Origin of the sequence: Rhodanobacter sp. B04, from assembly GCF_002001125.1 — a bacterium.
In the GTDB taxonomy this organism is placed as follows: Bacteria; Pseudomonadota; Gammaproteobacteria; order Xanthomonadales; family Rhodanobacteraceae; genus Rhodanobacter.
In genome coordinates, this window is record NZ_MUNV01000007.1 from 380,387 (window position 1) to 392,713 (window position 12,327).

Annotated in this window: 13 protein-coding genes; 10 read left to right on the forward strand and 3 right to left on the reverse strand. The window is 66.8% G+C overall.

Translation table 11 applies throughout. From position 1 onward, the window contains the following. Positions 1-2: 2 nt before the first annotated feature. The 8 genes from B0E46_RS06420 (at position 3) to B0E46_RS06455 (ending at position 7,286) form a co-directional block, all read left to right on the forward strand. Positions 3-1,478 carry an efflux transporter outer membrane subunit gene (locus B0E46_RS06420; RefSeq protein WP_077554937.1) on the forward strand — a complete coding sequence of 492 codons (1,476 nt, stop codon included), beginning with the start codon at positions 3-5 and terminating at the stop codon, positions 1,476-1,478. Beyond that, a complete protein-coding gene (locus B0E46_RS06425; RefSeq protein WP_077554938.1) occupies positions 1,478-2,608 on the forward strand; it encodes an ABC transporter permease in 1,131 nt (376 codons plus the stop codon). Before B0E46_RS06420 ends, B0E46_RS06425 begins: the two co-directional genes overlap by 1 nt. 5 nt (positions 2,609-2,613) lie before the next feature. Then, positions 2,614-3,366 (forward strand): ABC transporter ATP-binding protein, encoded by a 753-nt coding sequence (locus tag B0E46_RS06430; protein WP_077554939.1) that lies wholly within the window; start codon positions 2,614-2,616, stop codon positions 3,364-3,366. Between the two features lie 74 nt (positions 3,367-3,440). Continuing rightward, complete coding sequence (locus B0E46_RS06435) at positions 3,441-4,364, forward strand: biotin/lipoyl-binding protein (RefSeq protein WP_254425064.1); 924 nt, start codon at positions 3,441-3,443, stop codon at positions 4,362-4,364. Positions 4,365-4,448: 84 nt separating this feature from the next. Beyond that, the gene (locus B0E46_RS06440) at positions 4,449-5,285 is read left to right on the forward strand and encodes an alpha/beta fold hydrolase (RefSeq protein WP_077554941.1); all 837 of its coding nucleotides are present in this window, start codon (positions 4,449-4,451) and stop codon (positions 5,283-5,285) included. After that, a complete protein-coding gene (locus B0E46_RS06445) occupies positions 5,285-5,665 on the forward strand; it encodes an EamA family transporter (protein WP_077554942.1) in 381 nt (126 codons plus the stop codon). The genes B0E46_RS06440 and B0E46_RS06445 overlap by 1 nt, the downstream gene beginning before the upstream one ends. Next, positions 5,662-6,057: an EamA family transporter gene (locus B0E46_RS06450; RefSeq protein WP_077554943.1), complete on the forward strand. Its 396-nt coding sequence runs from the start codon at positions 5,662-5,664 to the stop codon at positions 6,055-6,057. The genes B0E46_RS06445 and B0E46_RS06450 overlap by 4 nt, the downstream gene beginning before the upstream one ends. A gap of 20 nt (positions 6,058-6,077) precedes the next feature. Further along, positions 6,078-7,286 (forward strand): DegT/DnrJ/EryC1/StrS family aminotransferase, encoded by a 1,209-nt coding sequence (locus B0E46_RS06455; RefSeq protein ID WP_077554944.1) that lies wholly within the window; start codon positions 6,078-6,080, stop codon positions 7,284-7,286. Position 7,287: 1 nt separating this feature from the next. Here B0E46_RS06455 and B0E46_RS06460 read toward each other — a convergent pair whose 3' ends face one another. After that, on the reverse strand, positions 7,288-8,169 hold the full coding sequence (locus B0E46_RS06460; protein ID WP_077554945.1) for an arginase family protein: 882 nt from the start codon (positions 8,167-8,169) through the stop codon (positions 7,288-7,290). Then, on the reverse strand, positions 8,162-9,232 hold the full coding sequence (locus B0E46_RS06465; protein ID WP_077554946.1) for a GNAT family N-acetyltransferase: 1,071 nt from the start codon (positions 9,230-9,232) through the stop codon (positions 8,162-8,164). Before B0E46_RS06465 ends, B0E46_RS06460 begins: the two co-directional genes overlap by 8 nt. 65 nt (positions 9,233-9,297) lie before the next feature. On the opposite strand from B0E46_RS06465, the gene B0E46_RS06470 reads away from it, so the two are divergent. Both B0E46_RS06470 and B0E46_RS06475 read left to right on the forward strand, forming a co-directional pair. Beyond that, positions 9,298-9,570, forward strand: coding sequence for a phosphopantetheine-binding protein (locus tag B0E46_RS06470; RefSeq protein WP_077444582.1), 273 nt, complete (start codon positions 9,298-9,300; stop codon positions 9,568-9,570). Beyond that, positions 9,570-10,802, forward strand: a complete 1,233-nt coding sequence (locus B0E46_RS06475; protein WP_077554947.1) for a beta-ketoacyl-[acyl-carrier-protein] synthase family protein — start codon at positions 9,570-9,572, stop codon at positions 10,800-10,802. The genes B0E46_RS06470 and B0E46_RS06475 overlap by 1 nt, the downstream gene beginning before the upstream one ends. Positions 10,803-10,888: 86 nt before the next feature. On the opposite strand, the gene B0E46_RS06480 is transcribed toward B0E46_RS06475, so the two are convergent. After that, complete coding sequence (locus B0E46_RS06480; protein ID WP_077554948.1) at positions 10,889-12,289, reverse strand: aminotransferase class III-fold pyridoxal phosphate-dependent enzyme; 1,401 nt, start codon at positions 12,287-12,289, stop codon at positions 10,889-10,891. Positions 12,290-12,327: the final 38 nt, after the last annotated feature.

Consider the following 12,327-nt stretch of genomic DNA (forward strand, 5'->3'; position numbering starts at 1 on the left):
CCATGCCTACCGTGCCATTCCGACTCAACAGCAGGGCCACCACAGGCAGCGTGCTGCGCGGCTGCGTGTTCGGCGCACTGCTTGGCGGACTCGCCGGCTGCGCCGCATCGCTGCCCAAGCTGACCCCGCCAGTACCTGCGCAATGGCAGCACGCCGTCGCTTCGGATCCGGCCAAGTCGACCGATCTGCATGGCTGGTGGCACGCATTTGCCGATCCGCAACTCGACGCACTGGTCGACCGTGCGCTGAACAACAATCTCGATGTGGCGCAAGCCGTCGAACGCCTGCGTGCGGTGCGCGTGCTGCATGATCGTTCCCAGGCGCGCTACCTGCCATCGCTGACCGCAAGCACCAATGACGTGATCGACCCGGATGCAAACGCCTCCTATTTCCTGGTCGGCTTCGACGCCAGCTGGGAGTTCGGGCTATTCGGGCGATCCGAAGGTACCCGGCGCGAAGCAAAGGGTGCGCTGGATGCCAGCATTGCCGACCTGCGCAGTGCACAAGTGTCGCTGGTCGCCGAGGTCGTACGCGAGTGGATCGAACTGCGCACGGCGCAGCAGCAGGAACAACTATTGTCGCAGATCAACCAGGCGCGTCAGCAAGAGTGGCAGTCGCTGCAGGTACGCCAGCGCCTGCAGCTGGCGGCCCCTGGCGCGGTGGATCAGGCCCAGGCAGCATTCGCGCAATCCGCCGCAGCCTTGGCCGCGCCACGCCAGGCCATCGGCGCCAGCGTGCAGCGACTGGCCGTACTGCTCGGCCAGAACCACCCCGATCCCGCATGGCTGAAACCCGGCGCGCCACCGGAACTCGGGGCATGGCAGCTCGACAGTGCTCCGGCCGACCTGCTGCGCACGCGTCCCGAAATTGCCCGTGCCGAAGCCGATGTGCTGCAAGCCGCCGGCGCCCAGGCGCTGGCCCATGCCGACCTGTTTCCGAGTATCGGTATCGGTGGTTCGATCGACTGGTCAACCGACATCAATAACAACAAGAAGCATCCCACCACACCCAATGCGATCGACTCAATCGGCCCGGTGATCAATATCCCGCTGTTCGACTGGGGCATCCGGCTGGCCGCCAAGCAAGCCAAGGATCATGAGTTGAAGGCCAGCGTGCTGGCTTACCGACAGGCCGTGCTGCAAGGCGTGGCTGAAGTGGAAACCGCGCTCGGCAGCGTGCAGCAGCAGCAGCAGCGCGAGCAGCAGAGCCTGCTTGCATGGCAGGCGCTGCAGCGCGTCGACCAGACCGTGCAGACCCGGGTCGGCCTGCGCCTGGGCAGCCCGCTCGACCTCGCCGAGAGCCGGGTCGCCGCCGCTCAGGCCGCGATCGAACTGGCCGATGCCCGTGCCGGCCACAACCTCGCCTATGTGGCTTTGTTCAAGGCACTCGGCGGTGCGCCATTGCCGTCGGCGGACCAGATGGATGCATCGTCGCCCGAGGCGTCCTCCGGAACCAGCTCGGGCGGGGGACAGCACTGATGGTGGCCCTCGCCCGCAAGACGTTGATCTACGAGTGGCGGCGCTTTCTACCGGCGATGCTGGCGGTGGGTTTCGCCGGCCTGCTGCAGCTGCTGCAGATCGCCCTGGTGCTTGGCATCTTCGGCAGCACCAGCCTCTACATCACCGGCTCGTCGGCCGATATATGGATCGGTTATCCCGGCACCCAGAGCGTGGGTTCGGGCCGCACGATCGATGCCGACGTGGAATCCCATGTGCTGATGGATCCGGCGGTGCAACGGGTCGAACCCTATATCTGGGTCGACGGCGACTGGCGTGGCCCGGCCGAGACCGGCGGCGTCTCGGTCTTCGTTTCCGGCATCGATCCCAGCGCGGACGGCCTGATGTTCTCCAAGGCGCTGCCAGCCGACCTGCGTGCACGACTGGCGGAACCGGATGCGGTCGTGGTCGATCGTTCCGTGCTCGATCAGCTCGGCGTCAGCATCGGTGAGACCGCGACCATCAACGGTCACCAGGTGCGCGTGGTCGGCATCAGCAGTGGCCTGCGCGCGCTGGGTGGCGTCAACGTGCTGTGCTCGCTGGATACCGCACGGCGGCTGGACGACGATCCGGCCGATGCCGGTCCGACCTACCTGGTCGCCAAGCTGCGTGATCCGGGCCAGGCCGACGCCGTGGCCGCACGCCTGCGGGGCGACACCGCGTTCGGCCCCTACACGACCTGGAGCGCCAAGGATTTCGCGAAGATCTCGGTGCGCTACTGGCTGTTCGATACCGGCGCAGGTGCCGGCGTGCTGTTCCTGGCCGGCATCGTGTTCCTGGTCGGTGCGGTGATCACCAGCCAGACCCTGATTGCCGCCGTCAACGGCTCGGTGCGCGAGTACGCCACGCTCAACGCGCTCGGCGTCGGCGTCGGCGCCTTGCGCAAGGTGGTGCTGGAACAGGCCTTCTGGGTCGGCGCGTTGGGCCTGCTTGGCGCCGGGCTGCTTGGCCTCGTGCTGATGCTGCTGGCGCGCAGCCAGGATGTACCGGTGGTACTGACGGTACCGGCGGCGGTGGCCTGCATTCTCCTGGTGATGGGCCTCGCCGCCGTTTCCGGCCTGGCTGCCATGCGCGCCCTACGCCGCGCCGATCCAGCCACCTTGCTGAGGTAGCCGTGATGCCAACTGCCACTGCAGCTGCACAGATACACGCACCGGCCCTGCTGGCCGAGGGCATCAGCAAAGCCTTCATGTCCGGCGATCAGCGCACGCAGGTGCTGGACGGCCTCACGCTGAGCCTCGATGCCGGCGAGCTGACCCTGATCTCCGGCCCTTCCGGTTGCGGCAAGAGCACCCTGCTGGCGATCCTCAGCGGCCTGCAGAAGGTCGACAGCGGTCGCGTGCAGGCGCTCGGCAGCGAGCTGGGCCAGCTCGACTTGCGTGCACTGGAACGCTTCCGCCTGCAGCACACCGGCTTCGTGTTCCAGGGCTTCAACCTGTTCCCCGCGCTGAGCGCGTTCGAGCAGGTCGAGCTGCCGCTGAACCACATGGGCCTGTCGCGCAACGAGGCACGCCGCCGCGCGCAGCAATCGCTGGAAGAAGTCGGCCTGGCGCACCGCATGCGCCTGCGGCCATCCGAACTGTCCGGTGGCGAGAAGCAACGCGTGGCGATCGCCCGCGCACTGGCCAAGGAGCCGGAGCTGCTGTTCGCCGACGAACCGACCAGCGCACTGGACGCCGCCAACGGCCAGATGATCATCGACATCCTGCACCGGATCGCGCGCACCCATGGCACCACGGTGCTGTGTGTCAGCCATGATCCACGTCTGGTCGTCCACGCCGACCGCGTCCTGGCGATGGAAGACGGCCGCATACTCAGTGACCGGCGCCCCGCTGCGCCGGCCGCGTCAGACCAGGAAATCCCATCATGAAGTCGCCCGCTCCCCTCCCGTCAAGGCGCCCGCCAGTCTTGTGGCTGCTCCGTCTCGGCTGCCTGGCAGTTGCGATGCCATGCCTGCTGGCCGCCTGCTCGAAACCCGCCGATGCGCCAACCGGCGCCAACGCCAAACCCGTCGCGGCATATGCCGCCGTGGCCCGCGGCAGGATCGATATCGAAGGCGGCCTGCTGAGCCTGTCGATGCCGCGCGAAGGCACCCTCGCCACGGTCGCCGTGCATGAAGGCGACCACGTCAAGCAGGGGCAGTTGCTGGCCATGCTGGATACCCAGCCAGCCAAGCTCGCGGTGGATGCGGCGCAGGCGCAACTGGAACAGGCGCAGGCACAGCTGAAACTGCTGGCCATCAAGCAGGCAGCTGCCGAACAACGCGCCAAACGACTCGCCGCCGCGGCCGCCGCCGGAGCCGGCGATGGCCAGAGCGCCGACGACGCGCGCGAAGCCGCTGCCCAGCTCGAGGCCGAACAGCAGGCCGACCGCGCCGCACAGGACATGGCCAGCCAGAAACTGGACGAAGCCCGCTACGAGTTGAAGCAGCGCAGCCTGCTCGCGCCGTTCGACGCCGAGGTGGTACGCGTGCTGGCCCAGCCCGGCGCCAGCGTGTCGCCATCGTCCGGCGCGCTGTTCACCCTGCTGCCGCAGAAGCCGCGGATCGTGCGTGCGGAACTCAACGAGAGCTTCGTCGGCGTGATCCAGCCCGGCATGCACGCCGAGGTCACCGCCGACAGCGGTCGCGGCAACGCCCAGTGGAGCGCGCATGTGCTGCGCATCGGCAATGTCTACGGACCGGCCACGCTGGAGAACGATCCGCAGGTGCGCGCCAACGCGCGCACCGTGGAATGCGTGCTGGCGTTCGACCAGCCCGGCTCCGATCAGAGCCACCCCGACCAAACCCGGGACCTGCGCATCGGGCAGCGTGTGATCGTGCGCTTCGGCGCCCCTTCGACAGCAGCCCCAACCGCCTCGAAAGACTGAGGAAACCGCCATCTGCGACCCTTTACGGTAGCAAGGACCGCCGTCGATCGACACGATGGCGGCCTATCCGTACAGGGCAATCGCGTGATCCAGCAAACTGATTTCTTCTTCGAGGGCGGACGCAGCGGCGTGCTGCTGATCCATGGCCTGACCGGCACGCCGATGGAAATGCGGCTGCTCGGCAAGGGCCTGAACCGTGCCGGCTTCACCGTGCACGGCATGCAGCTGGCCGGCCACTGCGGCAACGCCGAGGACCTGCTCGCCACCGGCTGGCGCGACTGGTACGCCAGCGTGGAAAAGGCCGCCGACGAGATGCTCGGCAAGGTCGATCACCTGTTCGTCGGCGGCCTCTCGATGGGCGCGCTGCTGGCGCTGAAACTGGCCGCGGATCGGCCGCAGCAGGTCGCCGGCGTCGGCGTCTACGGCGCCACCTTCCGCTATGACGGCTGGAGCATCCCGTGGCTGGCGCGGCTGTCGTTCCTGCTGCCGCTGCTGAAGAAACTCGGCATCGGCCGCAACCGCAGCTTCATGGAGCAACCGCCGTACGGCATCCGCGACGAACGCCTGCGTGCGCAGGTCAGCACCGCCATGCTCAGCGGCGACAGCGCCGCCGCCGGGCTGCCCGGCAACCCGTGGTATTCGCTGGCCGAAATGTATGGCCTGGCCGCCGAGGTGCGCAGCCAGCTGCCGCAGGTGACCGCACCGTGCCTGGTCGCCCACGCCAGCGAGGACGACGTCGCCAGCCTGAAGAATGCCGAACTGGTGATGCGCGAAGTCAGCGCGCCGGCCGAACTGCTGCTGCTCAAGGACAGCTACCACATGATCACCATCGACAAGGAACGCCGCATCCTGATCGATCGCTCGGCCGCGTTCTTCGACAGCATTGCCGCGTCGCACGGCACGCAGCGTGTCGCTGCCTGATGATGTCGGTGGCGGGATCCATCTCACCCCTGGTCGCCGGCCTGTGGTTGCTCAATATCGTGCTCGACACCGGCGGCCAACTCGCGTTCAAGGCCGCGGCGGGAGACGAGGCGGCCGGTGATGGCCTGGCACGCTGGAAGCACATGGCGTCACGGCCATGGCTGTGGCTCGGCGTCGCCAGCTACGCCATCGAGTTCCTGGTGTGGATCGCCTTCCTGTCGCTGATCCCGCTGTCCGAGGGCGTGCTGCTGGGTTCGATCAACATCGTCGCGATCATGGTCGCCGGGCGCTTCCTGTTCGGCGAGAAACTCACCCGGCTGCGCGTCGCCGGCATCCTGCTGGTGACGCTGGGCGTGGTGATCGTGGGAGTCGGCGGATGAAGCGTTTCTACCTGATCGGTTTCCTGCTGCTGATGGGTTTCGACACCCTGGCGCAGATCAGCTTCAAATACGCCGGCACACAGGCGCTGCCCGTTGCTGCCAGCCTCGAATGGGTATTGCGCGTGTTCGGCCAGCCGTGGGTTTACGGCGCCGTGATCGGCTACATCGGCGCGTTCTTCACCTGGATGGCCCTGCTCAAGCACGCGCCGATCGGCCCCGCCTTCGCCGCCTCGCATCTGGAAGTGGTCTCGGTGATGCTGCTGTCGGTATGGCTGTTCGACGAACGCCTCAACGCCGCCCGCGTGCTGGGGGCCGTCGCGATCATTGCCGGCATCGTCTGCCTGGGCATGGCCGAAAGCCGCGAGCACGTAGCGGAACCTGACGTAACCTGAGCACCGGCTAATCTGTGCGCATGCAGCCCCGTCGCCGCGAACTGCCGCCCACCGCGGGCCTGCCGCTCAGGTTCGCCGACCTGCGCCCCGGCGCGGCAACACTGGCGACCGGCATCGCCGCACAACTGGGCACGCCACCGCTGCAACTGGAGTGCTCCGGCACCGCGTCGTTGCTGATCGCCTTGACGGCACTGCACGAACTGCAGCCGCAACGTCGGCGTGTCGTGGTGCCCGCCTTCACCTGCCCGCTGGTCGCGATCGCCGTGCGGCAGGCCGGGCTCGAACTGCAGCTGTGCGATCTGCGCCCCGGTCACTACGACATGGATCCCTCTGCGCTGCGAGCCGCCTGCGATGAACGCACGCTGGCGATCATTCCCACCCATCTCGCCGGCCGCGTCGCCGATGTCGACGATGCGCTGGCCGTCGCCAACAATGTCGGCGCCTATGTGATCGAGGATGCCGCGCAGGCGCTGGGTGCGCGCCGCGATGGCAGCAGCGTGGGCCTGGCCGGCGATATCGGTTTCTTCAGCCTGGCCGCCGGCAAGGGGTTGTCGATCTACGAAGGCGGCCTGCTGCTGGCGCGCGACCCTGAGCTGCAAGCGCACCTGGCGCGAACCGCCGCGCGCATCGTGCCCCGCCGTGTCGGTTGGGAGTGGAAACGCAGCCTCGAACTGCTCGGCTACGCCGCGCTGTACCGACCGCGCGGCTTGCGGCTGGCGTATGGCAATCCGTTGCGCCGCGCCCTGCGCCGCGGCGATCCGGTGGCCGCCGTGGGCGACGATTTCCCGCTCACGATACCGCTGCATCGCGTCGGCCGCTGGCGCCAGGGCGTCGGCGCACATGCCGCCACGCGCCTGCCGGCATTTCTCGATGAAGTGTCTGCGCAGGCGCAACGCCGCCTGCCGCGGCTGCGCCGGATCGATGGCGTCGAGGTGCTCGATGATCCAGCCGGCGCACAAGGCAGCTGGCCATTCCTGTTGTTGCTGCTGCCTGATCAAGGGCGGCGCGATGCGGCGCTGGCGCAGCTATGGCAAGTCGGCCTGGGGGTCAGCCGGCTGTTCATCCACGCCCTGCCCGACTACACCTATCTGGCCGATATCGTGCCCGCGCAAGACGTGCCGCATGCGCGCGACTTCGCTGCGCGCAGCCTGAGCATCAGCAACAGTCCCTGGGTGACTGACGATGATTTCGAGACGATCTGCCGGACGCTGGAAGCCGCGCTGGCCTGAGTCAAGCGGACCTGGCTGCAATCGCCGTCAGCAACTGCAGGTTCAATGCATGCTGCTGCGCCTGCCAGCCGGCCAGCTGTGCCGGATCGATCTCGGGTTGCTCGTCCATCGCCGAGAGCCGACGCTTCCACCAGCTCCGGTAGCGGTAATGCGAGACCTCGCCGTTGATGTCGCTGCCGACCAGGCCGTTGCGCAAGCTGTCGATCATCGCCAGCGCATGACTGGTCAACAGCCGGCCCTGGTCCCAGTTGGTATGCGCCACTTCCGGCGCGAACGCATCCTTGTCGATCGACAGGTAGCTCGGCGCGGCCTGCGTGCGTTGCGATTCGACGAACGCGTCGACCATCGCCTCGGGCGTATCGAAGCCGCGGAACGCGTGCGCCAGGCCGAGTCGGCGCGCCCAGCGCGTGTCCACCCCCATGTTCCAGTAGGTGAGCTTTCCGCGCAGCAGGGGCGTCAGGTAGTTCTCCCAGGCATGGCCACCGCCGATATCGGCCGAGGTGATGCCCAGCACATGCACGTGGCTGACCGTGGGCAGCATCGCCACACGGCGCACCCACGAACCGCAGTGCACGCCGAACGGGAAGCGCATGTTGTCCGGATGGTTGTCGAACACCACGACCTGCATCGGCGCAGGCGGCTGCAGACGTGCAATCAGCGGCCAGCTCAGGTGATGGAAGTCGCCGCTGCCCATGAACACGGTGCCGTACTCGGCCGGCAGCAGCTCGTCGAGCATTGCGCGGAAGCGCCGCATCGTTTGCAGTGAACAGCCGAAGCGGATCGACTCCTGCCAGTGCTCCAGCGGCAATACCAGACGATCGGGCAACGGGCCGACCGAACGGTCGATGTCGAGTACGACAGGTCGGTTCGCGAGGTTATTCATCGGTGGCCTCCGTGGCCGCCTGCCAGTTGCGGTCGCTTTCGAAATGACTGCCGAGCCGGCGCAGCAGCGCACGCAGCAGTGGATTGCGGGCATATACCGCATGTCGCGTGAAGGTCATGCTGGCGCCGAGGAAGGATTTCACCTCGGGATCGGTCCAGCCGGCCACGTAATGGCTGAGGCCGCGCTCGCGCGCGTAGTCGAGGTTATGCATCCAGCTGACGAAATACAGGTTGTGCTCGCGGGCCTGTGGATAGGCAAAGCCGACGTACTTGTCGATCAGCTTGCCGCCATGCTCGTAGCAGAGGTTCCAGCCGATCATCTGCCCGGCATGGCGATAGACGAACACCACGCCGTGGCTGCCGGCATCCTGCAGCACCTCGCGGAAGAACGCCGCGCTCAACCGGTCGAAATGGATCTCGCTCTGCGCGTACACGTTGTCGAACAGCGCATGGAACTCGGCCAGCGTCGCCGCGTCGAGGAAGCGTGCGTCGCCCGTGCGTACCGCTTCGACATCGAGACCGGCACGCGAGCGCAGCTTGCGCCGGATATTCTTCCGCCGCCCGGACGACAGCCGCGCGAGGTATTCGTCGCCCGAAGCGAAGTCGATCGGCACCCACGCCAGCGCCTGGCCCTCCAGCAACACATAGCCTTCACGTTCGCAGGCTGCGGCGAATTCGCGCGCGTACGCATTGTCGGCGTCGCTGAGCAACGGCGAATCCTGCGCGATGTCCTTCACGATCATCAGCTTGCATTCACGTCCGTAGGCCGCCTTCAGCCCTTGCGCCAGCGCGGCCGGCGCCACGTCCGACGGCAATGGCGCGTATTCCGACACGGTGGTGCCGGCGAAACGCGTGCGCCAGCGCAGCAGGCGCCCCCACCGGCCATAGAGCGGCAGCCGCGTCACACGGCGGCGCAGCACATCGTCCGCCGTGGTCAGCAGGTCGAACGGCGCCACAAAAGCCGGCATGCCCTGCGGCGACAGCTCGACGGCGAACCCGATCGGCGGCTGCGCCATGAAGTGCGCGAGCAGTGCGTCCGGCTCCAGTTGGGAGATGAAAGGCATAGGTAAGCCAATTTGCCTAGACTGGTGAGTATGTAAGATTGTCGTGTACAGCCAGGAACCCGCTCATGACCGATACGACCCAGCAACAGCTTTTCGACATCATCGCCAAGCAGGCCAAGATCGATGTGGCGATCATCAAGCCGGAATCCACCCTCAAGGACCTGGGCATCGCCTCGCTGGAGGCGATCGAGCTGATCTTCGACATCGAGGAACACTTCAACATCACCTTCCCCGACCAGCAGGGCGCCAACTTCGACAGCGACACGGCACAGAGCCTGGTCGATGCGGTGCAGAAGGCACTGGATGAGAAAGCCGCCGCGGGCGAAGGATCGAAGTAATGCCGACCGTTTCGATGCGTCGCGTGGTGATCACCGGCATGGGCGCGATCAGCCCGCTCGGCGTCGGCGCCGAAGCGCTGTGGCAAGGCCTGCGCGAAGGGCGTAGTGCGATCGGCCCGCTGCGTCATCCGGATGCCGAACGCCTGCGCGTGAAGATCGCCGCGCAGGTGCCGGCGAGTTTCGATCCGGCGGCGAATATCGACGAACGTACCTTGCCGATGCTCGACCGCACCTCGGAATTCGCACTGCATGCCGCGCGTGAGGCGATCACGCAATCCGGTCTGGACTTCCGCCAGGACGGACTCGGCGTGCGTACGGCGGTGGTGGTCGGCACCGGCGTCGGCGGCGAGACCACCCAGGACGAACAGAGCAAGCGACTGTACGCGGAGAATTCCCCGCGCGCGCATCCGCTCACCATCGTGCGCCTGATGACGAACGCCTCGGCCAGCCAGATCAGCATCGCCTGGGGCCTGCGCGGCCCTACCTATGCAGTGGCCAGTGCCTGCGCCTCGGCCAACCACGCGATCATCCAGGCCGCGCAGATGATCCGCTACGGCATGGCCGACGTCGCCATCACCGGCGGCACCGAAGCCTGCCTCACCTACGGCGCGCTGCGCGCGTGGGAAGCGATGCGCGTGCTGGCCGACGACACCTGCCGCCCGTTCAGCATCAACCGGCGCGGCCTGGTGCTCGGCGAGGGCGCCGGCATCTTCGTGCTGGAATCGCTGGAACACGCGCAGGCGCGTGGCGCCACCATCCTGGCCGAGCTGGCCGGTAGCGGCATGACCGCCGATGCCACCGACATCGTGATGCCCAGCGCGGAAGGCTCCTCCGCGGCGATGAGCCAGGCGCTGGCCGACGCCGGCCTCGCCCCGCAGGACGTCGACTACATCAACGCCCACGGCACCGGCACGCTCGCCAACGACGCCACCGAGACCAAGGCGATCCGCCTCGCGTTCGGCGCGCACGCCGACCGCCTCGCGGTGTCCTCGACCAAGTCGATGCACGGCCATGCGCTGGGCGCGTCCGGCGCGCTGGAACTGGTCGCCGTCGTCGGCGCCTTGCGCGACAGCGTGGTGCCGCCCACCGCGAACCTGGATCAGGTCGATCCGGCCTGCGACCTGGATTACGTGCCGAATGTCGCCCGCGAGATGCCCGTGCGCGCTGCGCTGAGCAACTCGTTCGCGTTCGGTGGGCTGAACGCCGTATTGGCGCTCAAACGCGCTCCGTAACGCGGTTTCACTCCGCAACAAACAAAAGAACCCGGCGACTTGTCGCCGGGTTCTTTTTGCGCGTGATGATCCACGCGCGACCAAGCTCAGCCCTTCTTGGCTTTGGTCAGCAGCTGGTCCAGCAACGACATCGCCAGATCGATCTCCTCGTGCGTGATGTCCAGCGACGGCGCGAACGTGATCACGTTCTTGTACCAGCCGCCCACGTCCAGCACGAGGCCGATCTTCTTGCCGTTGTGCTCGAGGTCGCCGGCCAGGCCGATGTCAACCATCTTGTCGAGCAGCGCCTTGTTCGGCGTGAAGCCGTCGTCGGTGCAGATCTCGGCGCGCAGCGCGAGACCGAGGCCGTCGACGTCGCCGATTTCCTTGTGCTTCTTCTGCAGGTCGCGCAGGCCTTCGAGGAAATGTGCGCCCTTCTTCGGCACCGTGGTCTCGTAGTCCAGCTCGTAACCCATCTTGATCACTTCCAGACCCAGCGAGGTGCCGAGCGGGTTGGAATTGAAGGTGGAATGGGTCGAGCCCGGCGGGAACACGGTCGGGTTGATCAGCTCTTCGCGCGCCCACAGGCCGGACAGCGGATTCAGGCCGTTGGTCAGCGCCTTGCCGAACACCACGATGTCCGGCGTCACGCCGAAATTCTCGATCGACCACAGCTTGCCGGTGCGCCAGAAACCCATCTGGATTTCGTCGGACACCATCAGGATGCCGTACTTGTCGAGCACCTTCTTCAGGCCCTGGAAGAAGCCCGGCGGGGGGATCACGTAACCGCCGGTGCCCTGGATCGGCTCGACGTAAAACGCGGCGTATTCGCACTGGTTCGTCTTCGGGTCCCACACGCCGTTGTATTCGGTCTCGAACAGGCGCTCGAACTGGCGCACGCAGCTGTCGGAATACTCTTCCGCCGTCATGCCCTTCGGACGACGGAACGGGTACGGGAACGGCAGGAACATCGCGCGCTCGCCGAAGTGGCCGAAGCGGCGGCGGTAGCGGTAGCTCGAGGTGATCGACGAAGCGCCCAGCGTGCGGCCGTGGTAACCACCCTCGAACGCGAACATCAGGCTCTTGCCGTTGCAGGCGTTGCGCACGATCTTCAGCGAATCCTCGATCGCCTGCGCGCCACCGACGTTGAAGTGCACGCGACCGTCGAGGCCGAACTTCTTCTTCGCATCCAGCGCGATGGTCTTGGCCAGCTCGATGCGGGTCTGGTGCAGGTACTGGCTGGCGACCTGCGGCAGCACGTCGATCTGCTTCTTCAGCGCGTCGTTGAGGCGCTTGTTGCCGTAACCGAAGTTGACCGCCGAGTACCACATCTGCAGATCGAGGAACGGCGTGCCGGCGGTGTCGAACATGTAGCTGCCTTCGCCGTGGCGGAAGATCTTCGGCGGGTCCACGTAATGCACGGTGTCGCCGAAGGAGCTGTACTTCGCCTCGTCGGCGAGCAGCTGCGCGTCGTCGATGAAGCCGGCGGCGGTCTTGTCGATTTTCATGGGGAATGATCCGGAATGATTCGGGGTGTCGGAAATTG